The sequence below is a fragment of the Lactobacillus sp. ESL0260 genome, from assembly GCF_003692935.1.
GTDB classification, from domain to species: Bacteria; Bacillota; Bacilli; order Lactobacillales; family Lactobacillaceae; genus Lactobacillus; species Lactobacillus melliventris.
This window is the reverse complement of sequence record NZ_REHO01000007.1, coordinates 112,623-131,290: the sequence shown is the minus strand read 5'-3', so window position 1 is coordinate 131,290 and position 18,668 is coordinate 112,623. Positions and strand designations below refer to the sequence as shown.

General features: G+C 36.7%; 18 protein-coding genes. 3 read left to right on the top strand and 15 right to left on the bottom strand.

Going from position 1 to position 18,668, the window contains the following annotated elements; genetic code table 11:
* Positions 1-5 precede the first annotated feature (5 nt).
* The 11 genes from F5ESL0260_RS03310 to F5ESL0260_RS03260 all read right to left on the bottom strand — a co-directional run bounded on the left by F5ESL0260_RS03310 (position 6) and on the right by F5ESL0260_RS03260 (position 12,547).
* Positions 6-629, bottom strand: a complete 624-nt coding sequence (locus F5ESL0260_RS03310) for an ABC transporter permease (protein WP_110445849.1) — start codon at positions 627-629, stop codon at positions 6-8.
* A 1-nt stretch (position 630) separates the two neighbouring features.
* Positions 631-1,809 carry a betaine/proline/choline family ABC transporter ATP-binding protein gene (locus tag F5ESL0260_RS03305; protein WP_046324593.1) on the bottom strand — a complete coding sequence of 393 codons (1,179 nt, stop codon included), beginning with the start codon at positions 1,807-1,809 and terminating at the stop codon, positions 631-633.
* Positions 1,810-1,968: 159 nt separating this feature from the next.
* Positions 1,969-2,529 carry a CDP-diacylglycerol--glycerol-3-phosphate 3-phosphatidyltransferase gene (gene pgsA / locus F5ESL0260_RS03300; RefSeq protein ID WP_046324592.1) on the bottom strand — a complete coding sequence of 187 codons (561 nt, stop codon included), beginning with the start codon at positions 2,527-2,529 and terminating at the stop codon, positions 1,969-1,971.
* Positions 2,530-2,556: 27 nt separating this feature from the next.
* Positions 2,557-3,675 (bottom strand): RodZ family helix-turn-helix domain-containing protein, encoded by a 1,119-nt coding sequence (locus F5ESL0260_RS03295; RefSeq protein WP_122025841.1) that lies wholly within the window; start codon positions 3,673-3,675, stop codon positions 2,557-2,559.
* Positions 3,676-3,740: 65 nt separating this feature from the next.
* Positions 3,741-4,469 carry an elongation factor P 5-aminopentanone reductase gene (gene ymfI, locus F5ESL0260_RS03290; protein WP_046324590.1) on the bottom strand — a complete coding sequence of 243 codons (729 nt, stop codon included), beginning with the start codon at positions 4,467-4,469 and terminating at the stop codon, positions 3,741-3,743.
* 171 nt (positions 4,470-4,640) lie between these two features.
* A complete protein-coding gene (locus tag F5ESL0260_RS03285) occupies positions 4,641-7,091 on the bottom strand; it encodes a DNA translocase FtsK (protein WP_122025840.1) in 2,451 nt (816 codons plus the stop codon).
* 19 nt (positions 7,092-7,110) lie between these two features.
* Entirely contained in the window at positions 7,111-7,503 is a 393-nt protein-coding gene (locus F5ESL0260_RS03280) for a DUF1149 family protein (RefSeq protein ID WP_122025839.1), read from the bottom strand.
* Position 7,504: 1 nt separating this feature from the next.
* A complete protein-coding gene (locus F5ESL0260_RS03275) occupies positions 7,505-8,062 on the bottom strand; it encodes a tRNA (cytidine(34)-2'-O)-methyltransferase (protein WP_122025838.1) in 558 nt (185 codons plus the stop codon).
* 57 nt (positions 8,063-8,119) lie between these two features.
* Entirely contained in the window at positions 8,120-9,316 is a 1,197-nt protein-coding gene (locus tag F5ESL0260_RS03270; RefSeq protein ID WP_122025837.1) for an AI-2E family transporter, read from the bottom strand.
* Between the two features lie 13 nt (positions 9,317-9,329).
* Positions 9,330-9,710, bottom strand: a complete 381-nt coding sequence (locus F5ESL0260_RS03265; protein ID WP_122025836.1) for a PTS glucitol/sorbitol transporter subunit IIA — start codon at positions 9,708-9,710, stop codon at positions 9,330-9,332.
* A gap of 80 nt (positions 9,711-9,790) precedes the next feature.
* Entirely contained in the window at positions 9,791-12,547 is a 2,757-nt protein-coding gene (locus F5ESL0260_RS03260) for a cation-transporting P-type ATPase (protein WP_122025835.1), read from the bottom strand.
* Between the two features lie 164 nt (positions 12,548-12,711).
* Between F5ESL0260_RS03260 and F5ESL0260_RS03255 the strand changes: the two genes are divergently transcribed.
* Positions 12,712-13,746, top strand: a complete 1,035-nt coding sequence (locus tag F5ESL0260_RS03255; protein ID WP_122025834.1) for a lactonase family protein — start codon at positions 12,712-12,714, stop codon at positions 13,744-13,746.
* A 65-nt stretch (positions 13,747-13,811) separates the two neighbouring features.
* Here F5ESL0260_RS03255 and F5ESL0260_RS03250 read toward each other — a convergent pair whose 3' ends face one another.
* The 3 genes from F5ESL0260_RS03250 to F5ESL0260_RS03240 are packed head-to-tail and all read right to left on the bottom strand — an operon-like array spanning position 13,812 to position 16,118.
* Complete coding sequence (locus tag F5ESL0260_RS03250; RefSeq protein ID WP_122025833.1) at positions 13,812-14,696, bottom strand: RluA family pseudouridine synthase; 885 nt, start codon at positions 14,694-14,696, stop codon at positions 13,812-13,814.
* A complete protein-coding gene (locus F5ESL0260_RS03245) occupies positions 14,683-15,489 on the bottom strand; it encodes an NAD kinase (protein WP_122025832.1) in 807 nt (268 codons plus the stop codon). Before F5ESL0260_RS03245 ends, F5ESL0260_RS03250 begins: the two co-directional genes overlap by 14 nt.
* A complete protein-coding gene (locus F5ESL0260_RS03240) occupies positions 15,489-16,118 on the bottom strand; it encodes a GTP pyrophosphokinase family protein (protein ID WP_122025831.1) in 630 nt (209 codons plus the stop codon). Before F5ESL0260_RS03240 ends, F5ESL0260_RS03245 begins: the two co-directional genes overlap by 1 nt.
* A 337-nt stretch (positions 16,119-16,455) precedes the next feature.
* Between F5ESL0260_RS03240 and F5ESL0260_RS03235 the strand changes: the two genes are divergently transcribed.
* Positions 16,456-17,079, top strand: a complete 624-nt coding sequence (locus tag F5ESL0260_RS03235) for a CYTH domain-containing protein (RefSeq protein WP_122025830.1) — start codon at positions 16,456-16,458, stop codon at positions 17,077-17,079.
* A gap of 71 nt (positions 17,080-17,150) precedes the next feature.
* Entirely contained in the window at positions 17,151-17,771 is a 621-nt protein-coding gene (locus F5ESL0260_RS03230; protein WP_122025829.1) for a DsbA family protein, read from the top strand.
* Here the strand turns inward: F5ESL0260_RS03230 and F5ESL0260_RS03225 are convergent.
* Complete coding sequence (locus tag F5ESL0260_RS03225) at positions 17,757-18,599, bottom strand: competence protein CoiA (RefSeq protein WP_122025828.1); 843 nt, start codon at positions 18,597-18,599, stop codon at positions 17,757-17,759. The two genes, F5ESL0260_RS03230 and F5ESL0260_RS03225, sit on opposite strands and share 15 nt — an antisense overlap.
* Positions 18,600-18,668: the final 69 nt, after the last annotated feature.

Below are 18,668 nucleotides of genomic sequence, written 5' to 3'. Positions count from 1 at the left end.
CCTCCTTATATTCCTTTTGGTGTTAATTTACGTTCAAGCTTACCCAAGAGATAATCAGTTAGAAGTGCCAATATGATAACAGGAATGGTACCACCAAAAATTAGATCAGTCTGATATAAACTAAGGCCATTAAAGATGAAGTCGCCAAGGCCCCCAGCACCTATATAAGAAGCTAGAGTCGCCCACGCAATAACATAAATAGCAGAAAGTCTTATTCCCGCCATGATTACAGGCATTGCTAAAGGAATATCAACTTTCAAAATTAATTGCAGATTAGTCATACCTAAGCCACGTGCAGAATCAATAGTGTCTGGGTTTACCCCCATCAGACCAACATATGTATTCCGCAAAATGGGCATTAAACTATAGAGAAAAAGTGCAATAATTGCGGGCAGCTTACCAACACCAAAAAATGGAATCATGATCGCAAGCAGAGCCAAAGCTGGTATGGTCTGCAACATACTGGCAATAGCAATCACGACTTTTGCCACGCGCGGAAATTTCATTAATATGATACTTAATGGAACTGCTACAACAATTCCCAAGCCCAGTGAAATAGCTGAAATATATATTTGTTGCCAAGTTTTTACCAATAATTCTGAGCCATGTTGTGCAAAAAAGGCTGACATTTTAGTTCGCCTCTTTTCCCGTATTATTTTGCGTGTGGCCCTTATCGCCCCATATTTTTTGATAAACGACATTAACCAAACTTGCACGAGTAACTATACCGACTAATTTATTATCCGAATCAATTACCGGAATATAACTCTTGTTACGGCTCATAATACGACTAAAGTTATCACGCAAATATTCATCCGGACCAACTGTGCTTACTTTAGTAATCAAGATATCACTAACGCTGCTTGCCTTAGAATAATTTCGTTGCAAATCATCAATTGAAATATAGCCTTTCAGGTGATCGCTGTTATCAACCACTAAAAGGGTATCAACACGGTTTTCCTTCATCATGGTTAAGGCATCAGATAAAGAAGCACCCAAGTCAATCTTAATCGGATTAGTTAGCATCACGTTTTTAACTTTTACAGTTTCATATTTTGCTTCGGACAGGCGCTCTTCACCGATCAAACTTTTAACGTAGTCATTTGCAGGATGATGTAAAATTTCCTCAGGCGTTCCTACTTGAATCAACTGCCCATCATGCAAAACAACTACTTTAGTTGCAAGCTTTAATGCCTCATCCATGTCATGAGTGACAAAAACAATTGTTTTGCCTAATCGCACTTGTAAGTTTTGTACCAAATTCTGTAAACTTTCACGAGTTATCGGATCTAATGCACCAAAAGGCTCATCCATTAATATTAGATTTTGGTTTGCTGCCAGTGCGCGTACAACTCCAATTCTTTGTTGTTGACCGCCAGATAGCTCAGTCGGATACCTGTCTAAATATGATTCCGGCAATTCAGCCATTTGAATTAGCTTTTGCGCTTCACCAGCTAATTTTTCCTTAGGCCATTTTAATAGCTTGGGTACCAAAATAATGTTTTCTCTAATAGTCATATGAGGCATCAAACCATTATTTTGAATAACATACCCAATATGACGTCTCAAGTTGACGGGATTAAAACTTTTAACGTTTTTGCCGTTAACCAGCACCTCGCCTTTAGTTACGCTGTTCATGCGATTAATCATCCGCATCAAAGTAGTCTTTCCTGAACCGGAGGTGCCAATTAGGCAGCAAAAATCACCTTTATCTATTTCAAAACTGATATGGTTAACAGCCGGATTCTTCATTTTAGGATATATCTTGGATACATCTTTGAACTCAACCATTGGTATTTTTTCTCCCATAAATTTTCCTCCTTTTCAATATTTCCTTAATTTAATCCTAACAAGTAAATGAAGCATAATCAACAATTGACCATTTTATGCTCTTTTTTGTATTAAAAAGAAGCACAAAAAAAGCACTACCTTACAGTGCTTTTTAATAAAACTAAATTTTTCTTTAATTTACATTGAACCTTCAAAAACATCCCATGAACTGTGGAAATAATCCCAGCCAGAATAGATAGTAAAAATCAATGCAATATAAAGTAAGATGGTGCCTATATGATAAAAGTCACCAATTAACAAAAAGATAATTGAAAGCATTTGACATGTCGTTTTGATTTTACCAGGCATAGCTGCAGCCATAACTTGCCCTTTATTCTCAGCCAAAATCAAACGCAATCCAGTTACAGCCAATTCACGACAAACAATTATTGCTACAACCCAGGCCGGAGCAAGTTTTAAAGAAATTAACATTATAAATGCAGTCATAGTAAGCATTTTGTCAGCTAAAGGATCCGCAAACTTTCCAAAATTGGTAACCAAGTTGCGTGATCTGGCAATATGACCATCAAACCAATCAGTTGCAGAAGCAACTGCAAATACAATCGCAGCTATTACCAATCTCCAATAAACAGTAGTGCCAGCAACTTTAAAACTGGCATCTCCACCAAAAATGACAATTAGCATGAAAACCGGAATCAATAATATTCTAAAAACCGTTAACTTATTAGGCAAATTCATTCTTAACTTTTCCTCCAAAAATAGTTACTATTTATTATCATCATTTCCACTGGAGGAAGTACCTCCAGAATGGCCAGAATCATTACTATGCTCAGTGTTATTTGATTGATTATTATCATGGTTCGATTGACCATTATTCTGGGAACTTTGATTATTTTGAGTATTTTGTTGACCATTATTTGTATTCGAACTTGCACCATTATTACCATTAGAATTATCAGTTTGGCTATGCTGTTGATTTTGCTGGTTCGAATTACTATGTCCTGAATTATTATTCGTAGTTCCGGAATTATTTTGACTTTGATGTGGTTGATTATTTTGACTATTTTGACTATTCCGCCGTTTACCAATATAAAAGGTTAAAGAAAGACTCGAATTTTGAGCTGTATATGGTACTTTTCTGCCACCAATTGTTACTGATGTTCCTAGAGCGTTGCTAAATGTAACGACTACAGATTGAGCAGTTTCTGGAATTCTTAAAGTGTGTTTTTGACCAGCTGTTAAAGTCTGACCACTTTGAGTTACGCCATTCATTGCAATCGAAACTGTAGTTGCTTGATCACCGGCTCTAACAACTAAATTGCGGTTATTTTTAAGGCCGGTAATTTGAAACTGATTCGCAGCCAATTCCTTAATCTTAACGCTCTTCTTTTTAATTTTCTTAACTTTGCGGTGTCGTTTACCATTATCCGAAGAAACAGAAACATCATTTGCTTCGTTGTTATTTTCATTGCGACTAGAAGAAAAATGAGCAAATACAACGTAGCATACCAAAATTACTACAACTATTCCCAAACCGACAATGATTCGTGGAAGGTAATCCTGCCAAATCTTTTTCTTATTACTGGTGGTTTTACGTACTTCCTCACTTTTATTGTCAATCGAGTCTTCGACAAATTCTTCAGGTTCGGCTTTAGGTATGTCTTCGTGGTATTCACTTAGCAACTTTTTGCCATCTAAACCAACTATCTGTGCATATTGTCTAATGAAGGCTCTAACGTAAAAATCACCAGGAAGTTTATCAAAATCGTTTTGCTCGATTGCAGTCAGATATCTACCTTGAATTTTGGTTGTTTTTTCAATGTCTTCAATTGAAAGTCCCTTAGCCTCTCTGGCACTGCGTAATTTATCTCCGATATCTGCCATAGTTACCTCTTCAAATTCTAAATTTACTCTTTGAGTATAACATATACTACATATAATTATTACATTTAAATAAGCCAGCCGCCACTAACATAAATGGTCTGACCAGTTAGATACCCTGACTGAACGTCAAGTAAAGTTTTAACCCAATAAGAAATGTCCTTACCTTCTGCTAAACGACCAACAGGTATTTCACCCTTAACTTCTTCCATCGTTTCAGGGCCAAGCACGGAATTCATTGCTGTATTGACAGCACCGGGTGCGACAACATTAACCGTCAGGTTAGCTGAAGCAACTTCGCGGGCATATGCTTGTGCAAACCCTTCAAGACCTGATTTGGAAGAACTGTATGCCGCTTCCATGGCACTACCTGAACCACCGTAAACTGATCCTAAATAAACAATACGACTGTAATCATTTTTTATCAAATGAGGTTCAAATAGTCCTGTCAACTTAATTGGGGTAATCAAGTTTATGCGCATAATCTCATCAATTTTGGCCGTATCTTGACTACTAACAAAATTATAATCGGTAATTCCCTGGGCAAATACCACAGCGTTAACTGGCAGTAAATTATTAACAAATTCTTTTAAATCATTATTTTCAGCCAGAAAATCTAATTTGATGGGAATAAAATCCTGCTGAGGATATTTTTGACTCATTCCTTGAGCCAAAGAATAAGCTTTTCGCCAATTTTGACTGCAATGAATGTAAAGAGACCAACCAGCATTAGCCAACTCAACACAAATAGCTTGACCAATGCCACCTGTAGCACCAAATACAAGAGCTCGCTGCAATTAAAACATTCCTTTTACTCTATTTTTTCTTTAAATATTGAAAATGATCTTTAATAACTGAACTAATCTTCTTGAGAATAGCTCAGTTATGTATTCACATTCAATTTTATTTTACCATTATTTTTTCACAAATTTGAACTAATAAAACGACATGATAAACTTTCTTAAAAATTAGCTCTTATCTCCCTCTTTTTTAGGCGGTAATAAAACTTGGCGAGGCTTTGAACCTTCAGATGGGCCCACAATACCTTTTTCTTCCATTTCATCAACAATCCTAGCTGCACGATTATAACCAATACGAAATCTTCTTTGCAAGAGTGATACACTGGCCGTTTGTTGTTGCCTTACTAAATCCACTGCTTGATCATAGAATTCATCTTTTGGCTCATCGTCTTTATTTTCAGAATTCTCTTGGCCTTTTTGTGGAATCATGCCTTTATCATATTCGGGTTTCTGCTGTTTCTTTACCCAAGAAATGATATTTTCAACCTCATGTGACGAAACATAGGCACCCTGAATACGTTCAGGCTTTGAAGCACCAACAGGCATATATAGCATATCGCCGCGGCCAAGTAATTTTTCGGCTCCAGTCTGATCTAAAATAGTCCTTGAATCAATACCACTCGAAACAGCAAAAGAAATTCGTGAAGGAACATTTGCTTTAATCAGGCCGGTTATAACATCAACACTTGGTCTTTGAGTGGCCAAAATCATGTGAATACCAGCTGCCCGAGCCATCTGGCCCAAACGGACAATTGCTCCTTCAACATCACGTCCGCCAACCATCATTAAGTCACTAAGTTCATCAACTACCACTAAGATATATGGTAACGGCTTCATTGCCGGTTTTGATTTATCTTGGTTATTCAACCGCACCTTTTCGTTAAATTCACTCATGTTACGGGCTCCACTTGCAGCGAACAGTTTATAGCGGCGTTCCATTTCTTTAACGGCTTTACTCAAAGCATTTGCAGCCAATTTTGCATCAGTAACTACCGGTATTAACAAATGAGGCACACCATTATAAACAGAAAGCTCCACCATCTTTGGGTCTATCAAAATTAACTTAACCTGATCCGGCAATGCTTTCATTAAAATACTGGTTAAAATCGTATTAATAGCAACAGATTTACCAGAACCGGTTGATCCAGCAATCAAAAGATGAGGCATTTTAGTCAAATTAGCCGAAACAGTTTGGCCACTGACATCCTTACCCAAAGGAACCTGCATAGGATCCTCTTTGGCCCTGGCACTCTGATTTTGCATTACATCCTTAAAAGCAACAACTGAAGTGTTCTTGTTAGGTACTTCTATTCCGATATACGGTTTACCGGGTATTGGTGCTTCTATTCTGATATCTTTTGCAGCTAACGCGAGGGCTAAATCGTCAGCGAGATTAACAATACGACTGACTTTGACACCAACAGCCGGTTGAACCTCATAGCGCGTAATAGTCGGACCCAATATTGCCTTTTTAATAATAACGTTAACACCAAAACTCTTGAAGGTAGATTGTAATGTCTGAGTATTTTTGCGAATGAGAGCTTTATCAGTACTTTGGTCAATATTTTTTATATTATCAAGTAAAGTTAACGGCGGTTTTTGGTAATCCGGACTAACTTTTTGATCTTGTTTTAATTCACCGTGGTTTACTGCTCCTAATTCTTCCTTAATCTTCTTATCTTCTTCAACAAAAGAATGTGATTTAGGTAATGGTGAAACAGAAGAATTATTTTGTTGTGCTTTATCGCTATTATTTTGACTCGCAACCTGAATTTGCGGCTCAACAGGAGCATGTTCCGGAATATCACCGTATTCTGCTTTATCAGATGGAAAAGCAGTTACTTCATTTTGATCTATGTTACTTACAGAAGAGTTATCATCCACAGTAAAATCATCCACGTCCGGAAAAACTGGAGCTTTCGTACCAACTGAATTGCTATCTTCCTGTTCATGCAACTCGTTTTTTTTCTGCTCACGCTTCTCTTTGAAAGAGCCGTATTTATCTTTTATTTTGCTACCAGCTGCTTTGTTTTTATTAATAAAAAGCTGACTAACAGACTGAAATTTTTTGATAATTGTTGAGAATTTAACATCAAAAAACATCAAAATTCCACTCGGTATCAATAAAATTGCAATTACACGCAGTCCTATATGACCAAGTAAAGGGTAAAAAATCTGATAGCATAAGGCGCCTATGACTCCACCGCCGATATTTTTGGTAACAGCCATGCGACCGAATTCAGCTGAAATTTCATGCCAAAAGACATTCATAAAAGCATTATTAACGAATTCACGTTCAAAATAAATACTACTTTGAATCAATAAAATTCCCAAAATAGCAAAAAATAGTCCACAACTGCGTTTGAAGCTAAAGTGCATCGGCTTATTATAAATCAGCATAACCAAGCCGAACACAATGCAAATACCAGCTGCGAGCAAATAGGAATCTCCAAAGACCAGGCGAAAAGTATTTGCTACTTGCTTACCCAGGATCCCAAACTTGGCAAATGCTAAAGCTGAAATAACAATTTGTAAAAGTCCGACAATTGCCCATTTAATTCCAGTATTCTGATTTTTCTTTCGAGCCTTTGTGGTTTTTCTCCCTTTCTTTTTTGGCATGATATTACCTAGTCACTAGCTAAAAATTAGCTTGGAAGTTCAAGTTGACTGGTTTATCCAGCGTAATTTGAGTAACTTGATAAGTTAATGTTTCAATATACTCAACTAAAGGCCTACTAAGCAATTTGTAATCAGCCTTACTAAGATCACTGCCATCACCAAAATAATTTTTGATCTGAACGATTTGGCTAATCATCCCACTTACTGAGAATTCCCCTGGAGCAGGTGCCACATCAAAAATGATGGTGATATCAAAATAATTACCATCTACCCCTGCATCTGTTGTGCCATCATCATTTTGTTTTTCAACTTTTTTAAGGCCAAAATTAACTTGATCCTTAGTTTCAGGTTCTTCATTAATATCGTAGTGAAAATTTTTTACTAACACTGGTGTTTCTTTTGCAAAATCCATTTTAATTTCCTCCCAAATTTCTTTCATAGCGTTCAGGACGATTGTAGTTATCTTTTAACTTGTCATTTTCATAATGATGAGAAGTTTCCAGTTTAGGAAAACCTTGTTGACGTAATGCTTCAAGCAAAACTATTGCCACTGAATTAGCTAAATTGTAACAACGAATATTATTTGACATAGGTATGCGCAAATTACATTCGTAATATTCTCGCATAAAAGTTTCAGGTAAGCCAGTAGTTTCCTTACCAAATATGAAGTAATAATTTTTGGAAGAATCAGTGTAATCTACTTCAGCATAATTTTTGGAAGAAAATTTAGAAATAAGATAAAGCTCATCCTGCGGTCCTAACTGCTTCAAAAAGGCATTAAGATCATCATGAAGTCGCACATCAACTTTATCCCAATAATCAAGCCCGGCTCGTTTCATTTTTTTATTATCAATTTGAAAACCTAAGGGCTCAATTAAGTCAAGAACTGTATTAGTACCAGCACAAGTGCGAGCAATATTTCCCGTGTTTGCTGGCATTAATGGTTCGTATAACACTACATGATTTGTCAATCTTTTTTCTCCTTCAACATCAAACTTCTAAATAAACTAGCCTTATTCTTATTTTTTTCAATCAGCTTTTTCTTCATTTGGCGCAGCAATTTGAGTAGTTTCTTCGCCTTCATCTTCTCTAAAAACTTGAGAAACATTACGGTAATAATTATAAACACGTAAAATAATGATTTTTAAGATTGCATAAATAGGAATACCAAAAATGACACCCCAAAGTCCCCAAACCGCACTGGAACCAATTAACAATAAAATTGTAGTTACCGGATGCATTTCCATTTTATTACCCATTACGAGAGGACTGATAATTCTTGATTCAATTGTCTGCTCGATTGCAAAGACAATCAAAACTTTAATGACCATTGGAACTGAAAGCATGATTGCAATTACAATTGCAGGAATAAAGGAAATAAACGTACCAAAATATGGGATCAGGTTAAGTAAACCACTTAAAACAGCAAGTGCAATGCCATACGGTAAGCCCACTATACTATAACCAATGGCAAACATAATTCCTACCCAAAAGGCAACTGTGATCTGTCCCCTGATATAAGAAGCTAAAGCGGTGTTAATATCATAGAGCAGTTCACCAAAACTCTTTTGCCAGCGCTTAGGTGCAAATTGGGTTAAATAGGGCCGTAAATTATGGGCATCTTTTAACATAAAGAAGAGAATAAAAGGTGCCGTAAGTAAAGTCATAACAATAATAGTTACTACACTGATTGCTGAAGAAATATTGCTCAAAGCGGCATTTATGGCTTCGTGACCAGATTTGAAAAGCATATCCTGTGCGCGATTAATAGCATCATTAATATTGCCTTTTACACTATGAAACTGCGGTTTGCTCAGTGCTTCTTGTACAGCATTACTTGCATCCTTCCAAATATGCGGCCAATGTGCAATTAATGAATTAATTTGACTTTGAACAATTGGCAATAGCGTATTAACAATCCACACCAGCAAAATTGCCACAAGAAGAAACAGTCCCAAGATCGTAACCAGTCTCGGCACTTTAAATTTCCGCTCTAAAATATCAACCAGCGGGTTCATGATATAAAATTGAATTAAAGCAAGCATTAGTGGTGGCAAGATTGCACTCACGAATACTTTAGCAGGGTTTAAGACAAATGAAATTTTGTTGAACAACCAGATTACAAGGAAGAACAACAAAATGTTTAGTAATGCAATACTAAACCGATTATTCAAAAACCATTTTTGAAAGATGGTTCTTTTTTTATGTTTTTTCTCAACTTCCATCAAATCATCCTAATCAAATATGTTCATAAATTATATCATCGCCAACGTTAAATTCAGGCAGAGTTTGCTTGTCACCTAATGTAAGATACACAGCATTTGCCAAGGGATTTTTAGACTTTTTTTGATTAAAGAAAAGTGTGGCGTGTCCCAATGCCTTCATGTCACTGACAACCATGGCGCCAACATAATCAGCTACATATGTTTGACCATCAATTGTAATTGTATCGCCTTTTTTCAAAATAAAACCAGTCAGTGGCGACTCAGAGTCAAACTTTTGCATAATTGAAACATCCACCAGTTCAGCTGTAACATTTTCACCAAATAAAATCACCATATTGCTCTTAGGCTCTATAGCTTGTTTACCAATTTTTGTAATAGTTGCTGTCCACTTCATAATTTGTTCTCCTTAAGCTTTAATTTTAGCATAACAAAAACCGCTTAACTAATATATAAGCGGTTTTATTTGTTAGTTCTTTATTTCTGATGATAAAGGAGCCATTTTTTAATTTCATCAATTATAACTAATGGAATAGGCAGGCAGAACAGGAATAACCAGTCAACTGGCAATAATCTCGTCGTATTGAATAATTGTTGCAATCCTGGAGTTACCGTTAAAGCTAAAAATAGCAGTATTTCAAAGATAATGCCATACCAGATATTGCGGTTACTAAAGATACCTTTCTTGAATAAAGAAACTTTGTTTGTTCTACAATTCAAGACATTTGCAATCTGAGTAAAAATAATTGCTCCCAAGACCATTGTGGTTGCACGCATGTATACCGAGCCGTTAGCAGCTAAAGGCACCTGCGGCCAACCATTTTGGAAGTTAACGAAGAAGTATGCGCCAATCGAAATGGCACTGGAAATGAGACCATACCATAAAAATGCTTTGATAATTACACTTTTATTAAGCAAGTGCTCATTGCGTTTACGTGGTGCCTGTTTCATAACATCTGGATCAACTGCTTCTCCTCCTAGCCCTAATGCTGGCAACATATCTGTTCCCAAATCGACTGTCAGAATCTGCATTACTGTCATTGGTAAGGGAATCATACCTCCTGAAAACAGGAATAAAATTGAAGGAAAGGCTTCCGGCACATTTGAAGTTAGGATATAAGTCAAGAACTTACGAATATTGCTATATACTGCCCGTCCTTCTTCAATTGCGGCTACAATTGAAGCAAAATTGTCATCAGTCAATATAATATTAGCAGCGTCCTTTGCCACGTCTGTGCCAGTGAGACCCATTGCAATACCGATATCAGCTTGCTTCAGTGCAGGGGCATCATTAACTCCATCACCGGTAGAGGCGACAATTTCACCGTTTTCCTGCAAGGTCTTAACAACCTTGTATTTTTGTTCAGGAGCAACCCGGGCAAAAATCACTTCTCCTTTTAGCGCTTCTCGCAAATCTGCATCACTCATACTTTCGAGCTCATCACCAGATATAACCCGCGCCTTGTCTGAAGTCAAACCGATTTGGACAGCCACTGACTTAGCCGTTAGCTTAGAGTCACCGGTAACCATAATAATCTTAATCTTGGCTTGGTGACACCTTTTAACAGCATTATAAATTTCTGGACGAGGAGGATCGCTCATCGTAGTCAAACCGACGAATACCAAGTGTTGTTCAGCCGTTTCGATCGTTAACTTAGCAACGTCAGTATTCTCTTTTTCGACAATGCGGTAAGCCATCGCCATACTGCGGAAACCCTTAGCAGCATAATCAGCATTGTGCTTTTCCGCACGCTTTTTATCATCTTCAGTCAGAGAGCGAACCTTACCGTCAACTTGAATCTGGTCACACTGCTTAATTACGTCACTGAAAGACCCCTTAGTAAAAATAATATACTGACTGTCATTCCAGCGATGAATAGTTGACATGCGTTTACGATTAGAGTCAAAAGGCAATTCACGTAAACGAGGGTATTTAACCAGAACTTTCTGACGATCAAAGCCTGCTTTTTCAGCCATAATAATTAAACAAGCTTCAGTTGGAGTTCCCAAAATTTTTGGTTTACCCCCTTTAACTTTGCTGGGTTGAACCGCAGTATCATTATCTAAAGAAGCTATCTGTACCAGCTTATGCAAGTCGGGGTTTTCTTCATACCATAGCTGCTTCTTATTCAGCTCAATCTGACCATTATTAACATAGCCGTTACCCGTAACTGTATATTCATTTTGCGGCGTCCAAATGTAATGAATAGTCATTTGATTCTGGGTTAAAGTACCAGTTTTATCTGAACAAATAACTGTGGTTTCGCCTAAAGTTTCTACGGAATTCAATTCTTTAACTAAGGCATGCTTTTTAGCCATGCGCTTAACTCCTTGAGCTAAGCTTAAAGTAACAGTTGGAAGCAATCCTTCAGGAATAAAGGCAACAATCATACCTAACGCAAAGATAAAGGCCTTGGCAAAAGGATATTTGACGAAAAAGATTGCCGCAATTAAGAATAAAACCCCAATTGAAACTGCAATTATTGATAATTGCTTCGTCAGGCGGTTTAGTTCCTGGGTTAGTGGACTATCAACTTTATTTTGCTTTTGGGTTAGCTGCGCAATTTTACCAAATTCAGTATTCATCCCTGTGGCAAAAGCAATAGCACGAGCAGTACCAGAGCCAACTGTTGTCCCAGAATAAACCAAGTTTGCTTCCGCATAACTGCCTTCGCCTGGGGCGTATTCTGTAGTTTTTGATTCTGGCACAGATTCACCATTCAACGCACTTTGATCAACCTGCATAGAACTGGCAGTAATCAGCCTGGCATCAGCCGGAATAGCATTGCCGGCCTGAAGAATAAAAACATCTCCCGGAACCAATTCTTTGGCATCAATCTGCGTTTTTTTGCCATCACGGATTGCTTGAACATAGGTGGGCAACATATTATTCAAAGCATCTGTCGCTCTTTTGGCAGCTCTTTCCTGCCAAAAACTGAACAGTCCGTTAATGATATTGACCATCCAAATGGCAATTCCTAATTCAAGCGTCCCACTAAACATGGCTACGGCACCTGAGATCCAGAGCAAGATTGCCATCATACTAATGAAATTTTTGAAGAAAGTTTTCCACTCGGATTCTTCCTCGGACTTTTTAATTTCGTTACGACCATATTTTGCCAATCTTGCGGTTGCTTCAGCAGAAGTTAAGCCTGCCGAAGATGAGTGAAGATTAGTATAAACTTCAGAAATATCATTCTTAGCGTATAGCTCTCGAATTTTATTTTCTTCCATTTCCAACATACCTCTTGTTTAAATTTTTTGTTTTTATACTAATAAAGCCGACACCATACTTTACCACTTTTTAAAATGATAAAGTCACTCAATATTTTACAATTGCGTGTCATGCTATACTAATTATTGAGACAATTATAAATGAAATTGGAGGCTTTTCAAGCATGAAATTATTAATTGGTGGATACACCAAAAAAAAGGCAACAGGAATTTATGAGCTGCCACTTACTCCGGCTACTAATGGCGTGGAAATGCAAATGGGACCGGCAAAAGAAGTAATCCAAGTAGGCGGACCTACTTATTTTGTTCAAGATGGCAACCTCATTTTTACCATTAACAATGCTGGAGCAAAAGGTGGAATCAGTTCTTTCGAGTTAGTTAATGGCAAATATTCAGAAAAGGACTCTTATTTAACTCCAGGATCTTCACCAGCCTATATTGGAATTAACCGCGAAAAGAAATTACTATATACGGCAAATTACCATACAGCTGTCCTCAGTGTATTTTCGTATGATGATGAGGGTAAACTGACTTTTTTAGATTCCGTAACTCATACGGCAGATACTCTTGGTCCCTGTCCAGAACAAGCTGATGGCCCTCACCCCCACTTTTTCGATCAAACACCACAAGGCAATTTAGTGAGTTGTGATCTAGGTAACGACTGTGTTGATTTCTACAGTTTCAAGAATAATAAGCTGAATCACCTGGCTAAATATCAAAACGAGCCGGGTTTTGGCACACGTCATATTGTATTTAGTCCTGATGGTAATTATTTTTATGTTATCGGTGAGCTTTCAAGTAAAGTTAACTTAGTTAAGTTCGATGAGACCCACTGGAATTTTAAAAATATTGCTACTTATTCAACCATTCCTGATGATTTTTCTGACCACAACGGCGCAGCTGCCATCAAAATTAGCCATGATGGTAAATTTATTTACACTTCCAACCGCGGTCATGATACTATCACTGTTTTTGCAGTTAATGATGATCATACCCTGCAACTACGTCAGAGAATTTCAACTTTTGGTGAATTTCCTCGTGATTTTAACTGGGACAAAGATGAAAAATATGTGGTGGCAACCAACCAAAATTCAGATAATGCCACTTTATATACACGAGATGCTGAAAATGGTTGTTTGACACCAGTTCAAAAAAATATTTTTGTTCCCGAAGGTACTCGCGTACTTTTTAGTGAATAAAATTTGTAAAATAAATAAAAGAGTTGTCTAACGCAAGACAACTCTTTTATTTCTCTAAAGATCTATTAAAGTCTCTGCCATAATTTTTGCATATCAAGTGCATCAGGAATTTCAATACTAATTTGCTGGCTTTTAGTAAATGGATCAGGAAAGCCCAAATAAAAGCAGTTGAGTGCCTGACGCTTAAACTCATCATTAATGCCATATAGAGGATCACCATACAAAGGATGACCCAAATATTGCATATGAATGCGAATCTGGTGAGTTCGACCGGTATATAGGCGCAGTTCGACTAAACTGGCCCCACTTTTTTGAGCAATCACTTTATAAGCAGTTTTAGCATTCTTGCCAGTGGAATCAATGCTGCGCACAATTGAGGTCCCTTTGCGGCCAATTGGCTGATCTATCATTCCTGTCAATTCTTCTGGTGCAAAATTGCCATGAACTATTGCGTGATATTTTTTAATAAATTGAGATTTATCAATCTGGCTAAACCGAGCATGAGCGATAGCATTTTTCCCAACCAGAACCAATCCAGAAGTATCACGATCGAGTCGCGTCACTATGTGCGGTTTAAAGTCAACTTCTTCTTTACTGTTAAAATAACCTAAAACTTGGTTAACTAAAGCATCGTCATTATAACGAGATGGTATTGACAAAATGCCAGCTGGTTTATTCACTACCAAATAATTTTCAGTTTCCCGTATGACTGCTAGCGGCTTCTTTGAGGGGACTAGCCAGGGATTGGTCTTCTCTTTTCCCGGAATAAAGATTACTTCATCTCCTTGATGCAACAGGTAGTTGGTAAAACGCCTTCTATGGTTAACCAAAAGCATGCCGCCGGAATTTTTAGCATTATTCACAGCTCTTTTTGAAAAACCGCTTTGCAGTAAAAAAGCTCCTAATTTCTTGGGAACTTTGTCTTGTACAATTACTTTAAATAGTGTCATCTTTATCTCCAATAAAGGCGCTCTGAACACGAGACCAAAAATGAGTATGCCCAAAGCGATCAAAATGAATTTCCTTACTAGAAATACGATACTCAATTTGTTTAGCATTGCGGACATTAATGCGGTGACCATCAACAGTCAAAACGCAGTGATCAGCATTTGGTATGATAGTAATCCACTGCTCTGGTGCCAGCACTATTGGCGAAGATAGTGATCTGAAAATTCGGTTATTAATTGAGGCGATTTCTGCCATTTGCAAGGCTTTAAGTCTTGGGTGAATCACTGCACCACCAAGTGATTTATTATAACCGGTTGAACCAGTAGGAGTTGATATACATAAGCCATCTCCCCGAAAATTTTCAAACAATTGATCATCAATATAGACTTTTGCTTCTAATGTATGCGATACCCGTTTGACTGCAGATTCATTTAAGGCCAAAAAATGTTTCTTTTCATTCGCTTCGGTTAAAAGTTCTACTTCTAAAAGCGGATAATTGGCAGATTCCGGCTCTCTTAAAAGTAATGCATCTACCATTTTATCTACTTCCGGGCCACGCCAATCAGTGTAAAAACCTAAGTGCCCAGTGTGGATACCAATAAAGCGAATAGAACTAATTTGATTTTCATAACGGTGAAAAGCATTGATTAAAGTACCATCACCTCCGACAGTAATGACAACATCGGGGTATTTAGCATCAAAAACAATGCCCTCTTTGGCTTCCAACAGTTTTCGCAAGTGCGCCACAACTTTTAGCGTTTCAGGATTGGTGTTATGGGCAATTGTAATTCTCATTATTTTTCCTTACCCTTATTTTTGGTAAAAACCTTTTGAGCTTCCTGCACTTCATCTTTTATTAAAGACATTTCTTCATCAAGTTTATATGCTGTTTCCGCAGTAGATTTTAGTCTTTTAGAAATATCTTCTGGATAAGAACCTTGATATTTATAATTAAGAGTGTGCTCAACAGTAGCCCAAAAGTTCATAGCTAAAGTTCTGATTTGAATTTCTGCCAGCAACTTTTTAGGACCATTTGGCAAATAAACCGTATAAGAAATAACCATATGATAGGAGCGATAGCCTGAAGGTTTGGCGTTTTTAACATAATCACGTTCTTCAATGACTTCCATATCATCACGTGCATGTATTAAGTCTACCACCTTATAAATATCATCGACAAATTGACAAACTATCCTAATACCTGCAATGTCCTGCATATCGGTTTCGATCACGTCGAAACTGATTACACGCCTTTGCATCTTTTCTTTAATTGAGTCGACAGTTTTAACCCTGCCAACTACAAATTCTATTGGGGAATGTTCCCCTTTCGTTAAAAAACTTTGTCTTAAAGAACGAAATTTCACTTTCAATTCTCGGACGGCCTCTTCATAAGGCCATAAAAAATTATCCCAATCATTATTCATAGAAATAACCCTTTCTCAAACAGCATATCCATTTTAACATAAATTATATGATAGCAATTTCATATGGCTAATAGCTTTAATAAAAGAAGCCGTTTTTTTCGATACAGCATATATAATCCCTTGTTTGATAAAGTTTTTTCTTGCATATTAAAGCTTTTAAGATTATGATAATTTTATTAATTCAGTATAGCCTATATCTTGATAGTTTTGCTGTCTTTTCTATAATTACGCAGAAACAGCAATTTTGACAATATGTCAATAAAAAAACTATACTTTCTTAATTAGTAGCATGGAACAAAAAGTAAATTCTATCACTGAATTTGGATGGGGAATTATTATGTCGAAGAATAATGAAATTGAAGCAAAAATTATCCTGCCAAAGACAATCTATCACAAGCTTTGCCATGATTTTGCTCCAAAAAGCTGTTTTAAACAGGAAAATTATTATTTTGATACCAAAGATGGTTTGCTAAAACAAAATCAGATCAGTTGCCGCATTCGTCTTTTTGCTGATCATGCAGAACAAACACTTAAAGTTCCAAATAATGATCCCGTGCAGCACCAGTTTCATGAAGCAATCGAAATTAATGATGAGCTAAAACTAGCTGAAGCTAAAGCGCTGGTAAAAAAGGGGAGCAAAAATTTGCCAATCACTTTTAAATATACCATAGGAGACTACCTAAGCGAGCACTTTTCAGACCAATTAAAGCTCAACTTGCAAACTTTCAGTAAAACTAAGCGTATTTTAGCAAATGGTCCTGAAAATTGTGAATTAACATTTGATGATAGTACCTATCCTGACAACTATGAGGACTTTGAAATAGAGATTGAAAATCCTCATCCCCAATTAATTGCCCAAGTTCTGTTAGACTTAAAAAAGAAATATCATTTTACGCAAAATTCTGCTAATACTAATCAAGCAAAAATTGCACGCGCTTACAAGCATCGTGATAAAATATAGTCTAATGAGTAAATTTCTAAAAAGGATAGATAATTAGATTTACAAATAATCAGTATTGGAGGAGTCTGATCATGTTCGAAATTTTTCTCTTTGTCAATCCCGTTGGCATTTACTGCTATAACACAGAAGTTTTAATTCAAGATGCAATCGCTGAGCTTAATATCAACTCTTCTTTTAACTTCGTTCCTATCATTAATTCAAAAGTTATCAAAGAAGATATTATCAGAAGAAAAAAGAGCGGCCAAAGAATACTAGATATCCCGCAGTACACAATTGCTTCATTTCAAGCTTTACGAAATTACCATGCAATTAAGTTCGAATATGGCAACAAAAAGGCTCGAGCCTATCTAGTTGCTTTACAACAAGCTATCAGTGGTGATTTTAATAAATATTCTGAGCAATTACCGCGAAAAATTGCTCAAAATTTAAATTTAAATTTTGATCGTATTACAGATCGCAGGATTGCTCCTTATGTAGATAATTCCATTCGCCAAGATAAGGAACTTGCCCATCAGTTTAATGTTTGTAACATTCCTACAACTATTATTTTTAATGAAAGCGGCAATTACAGTGGAGTAATGCTTGAAGGGATTTTGGCTCATGATAAGTTGATTCGACTTTTTAAAAATACTGGTTGTATTACAAAGGAAGACCAAGATTATTATCCTGCTAGGCACTTACGCCTGATCTAAAAATTTACTTGCATTATCTGGCGAATTAATTTTACGAAAATTGCTAAATACCCAAGGCGGCAAATCATCAATGGTTTGCCGTCTTTTATATAAGTTATTTGCAATCTTCATGCCATTAAGACTTTTTTGCATAAGCTGCATTTTTAGATATTGTTTTTGTTTTGCCGAATCAATATGGTATTTCCGTAAAGCTGGCCTAAAGTGCCACAGCTTTTTTAGTCCCTTGGCATTTATAGTAAAATTCTGTTTCTGCCAATGAATTTTATTAGTCAGCGGCTCAAGCAAAACGTTATATTTCAAACTGATAACTAGCTTATCAGGATTAATTTCCAAATAATAATCATGCCAAGGTTTATTCCTTCGAAAAAAGATAAGTTGCGATTTTTTGATGTATTGTCCTAAAAAATGTCTCTTTCCCACTATCCAGATATCTTTCACGCCTATTTGCCGATATAAAAGATGACGATGACGAAATTCAGATTTGTTGAGCGGAGCACATTGAATTTCAAATGCTAAATTTGGGCTTGCTAAGATATCAGCGCGTAATTGACCATTAGCTAATTGAACCTCCATCTGTGCGTTAAAATGGGCTGCTCTTAAAGCTGTGGTCAATAAGCTTTTACTTTGTGCATGCTCTTTATTTTCTCCACTTAAATTAACTTCACTCGGGATATGCTTAAAATAGGGTGTTTTACTATTATTTATCAGCTGGACTTCTCGATAACACTGAGGACAAAAATATTGCCTTTTTATATTCTTTTCACTTTCACTTATCCGAGCTTCTGCTACAGCTAAAACTAAAACATTATTCAACAATGCCGCGTACATAATCATCACCTAATAATAAGTACGCAAAAGGGGCAGGATTTTACCTGCCCCCTTTTATTTTGCTATCTG

What these genes read in the sequence shown, in the direction of transcription:
- F5ESL0260_RS03265 (WP_122025836.1), bottom strand. Translation starts at nt 9,710, where the DNA reads ATGAAGTGGACAGCAACTATTACAAAAATTGGTAAACAAGCTATAGAG.
- F5ESL0260_RS03235 (WP_122025830.1), top strand. Translation starts at nt 16,456, where the DNA reads ATGTCGAAGAATAATGAAATTGAAGCAAAAATTATCCTGCCAAAGACA.
- F5ESL0260_RS03280 (WP_122025839.1), bottom strand. Translation starts at nt 7,503, where the DNA reads ATGGATTTTGCAAAAGAAACACCAGTGTTAGTAAAAAATTTTCACTAC.
- F5ESL0260_RS03225 (WP_122025828.1), bottom strand. Translation starts at nt 18,599, where the DNA reads ATGTACGCGGCATTGTTGAATAATGTTTTAGTTTTAGCTGTAGCAGAA.
- F5ESL0260_RS03270 (WP_122025837.1), bottom strand. Translation starts at nt 9,316, where the DNA reads ATGGAAGTTGAGAAAAAACATAAAAAAAGAACCATCTTTCAAAAATGG.
- F5ESL0260_RS03250 (WP_122025833.1), bottom strand. Translation starts at nt 14,696, where the DNA reads ATGACACTATTTAAAGTAATTGTACAAGACAAAGTTCCCAAGAAATTA.
- F5ESL0260_RS03230 (WP_122025829.1), top strand. Translation starts at nt 17,151, where the DNA reads ATGTTCGAAATTTTTCTCTTTGTCAATCCCGTTGGCATTTACTGCTAT.
- F5ESL0260_RS03305 (WP_046324593.1), bottom strand. Translation starts at nt 1,809, where the DNA reads ATGGGAGAAAAAATACCAATGGTTGAGTTCAAAGATGTATCCAAGATA.
- F5ESL0260_RS03295 (WP_122025841.1), bottom strand. Translation starts at nt 3,675, where the DNA reads ATGGCAGATATCGGAGATAAATTACGCAGTGCCAGAGAGGCTAAGGGA.
- F5ESL0260_RS03260 (WP_122025835.1), bottom strand. Translation starts at nt 12,547, where the DNA reads ATGGAAGAAAATAAAATTCGAGAGCTATACGCTAAGAATGATATTTCT.
- F5ESL0260_RS03285 (WP_122025840.1), bottom strand. Translation starts at nt 7,091, where the DNA reads ATGCCAAAAAAGAAAGGGAGAAAAACCACAAAGGCTCGAAAGAAAAAT.
- F5ESL0260_RS03310 (WP_110445849.1), bottom strand. Translation starts at nt 629, where the DNA reads ATGTCAGCCTTTTTTGCACAACATGGCTCAGAATTATTGGTAAAAACT.
- F5ESL0260_RS03255 (WP_122025834.1), top strand. Translation starts at nt 12,712, where the DNA reads ATGAAATTATTAATTGGTGGATACACCAAAAAAAAGGCAACAGGAATT.
- F5ESL0260_RS03245 (WP_122025832.1), bottom strand. Translation starts at nt 15,489, where the DNA reads ATGAGAATTACAATTGCCCATAACACCAATCCTGAAACGCTAAAAGTT.
- F5ESL0260_RS03240 (WP_122025831.1), bottom strand. Translation starts at nt 16,118, where the DNA reads ATGAATAATGATTGGGATAATTTTTTATGGCCTTATGAAGAGGCCGTC.
- pgsA (WP_046324592.1), bottom strand. Translation starts at nt 2,529, where the DNA reads ATGAATTTGCCTAATAAGTTAACGGTTTTTAGAATATTATTGATTCCG.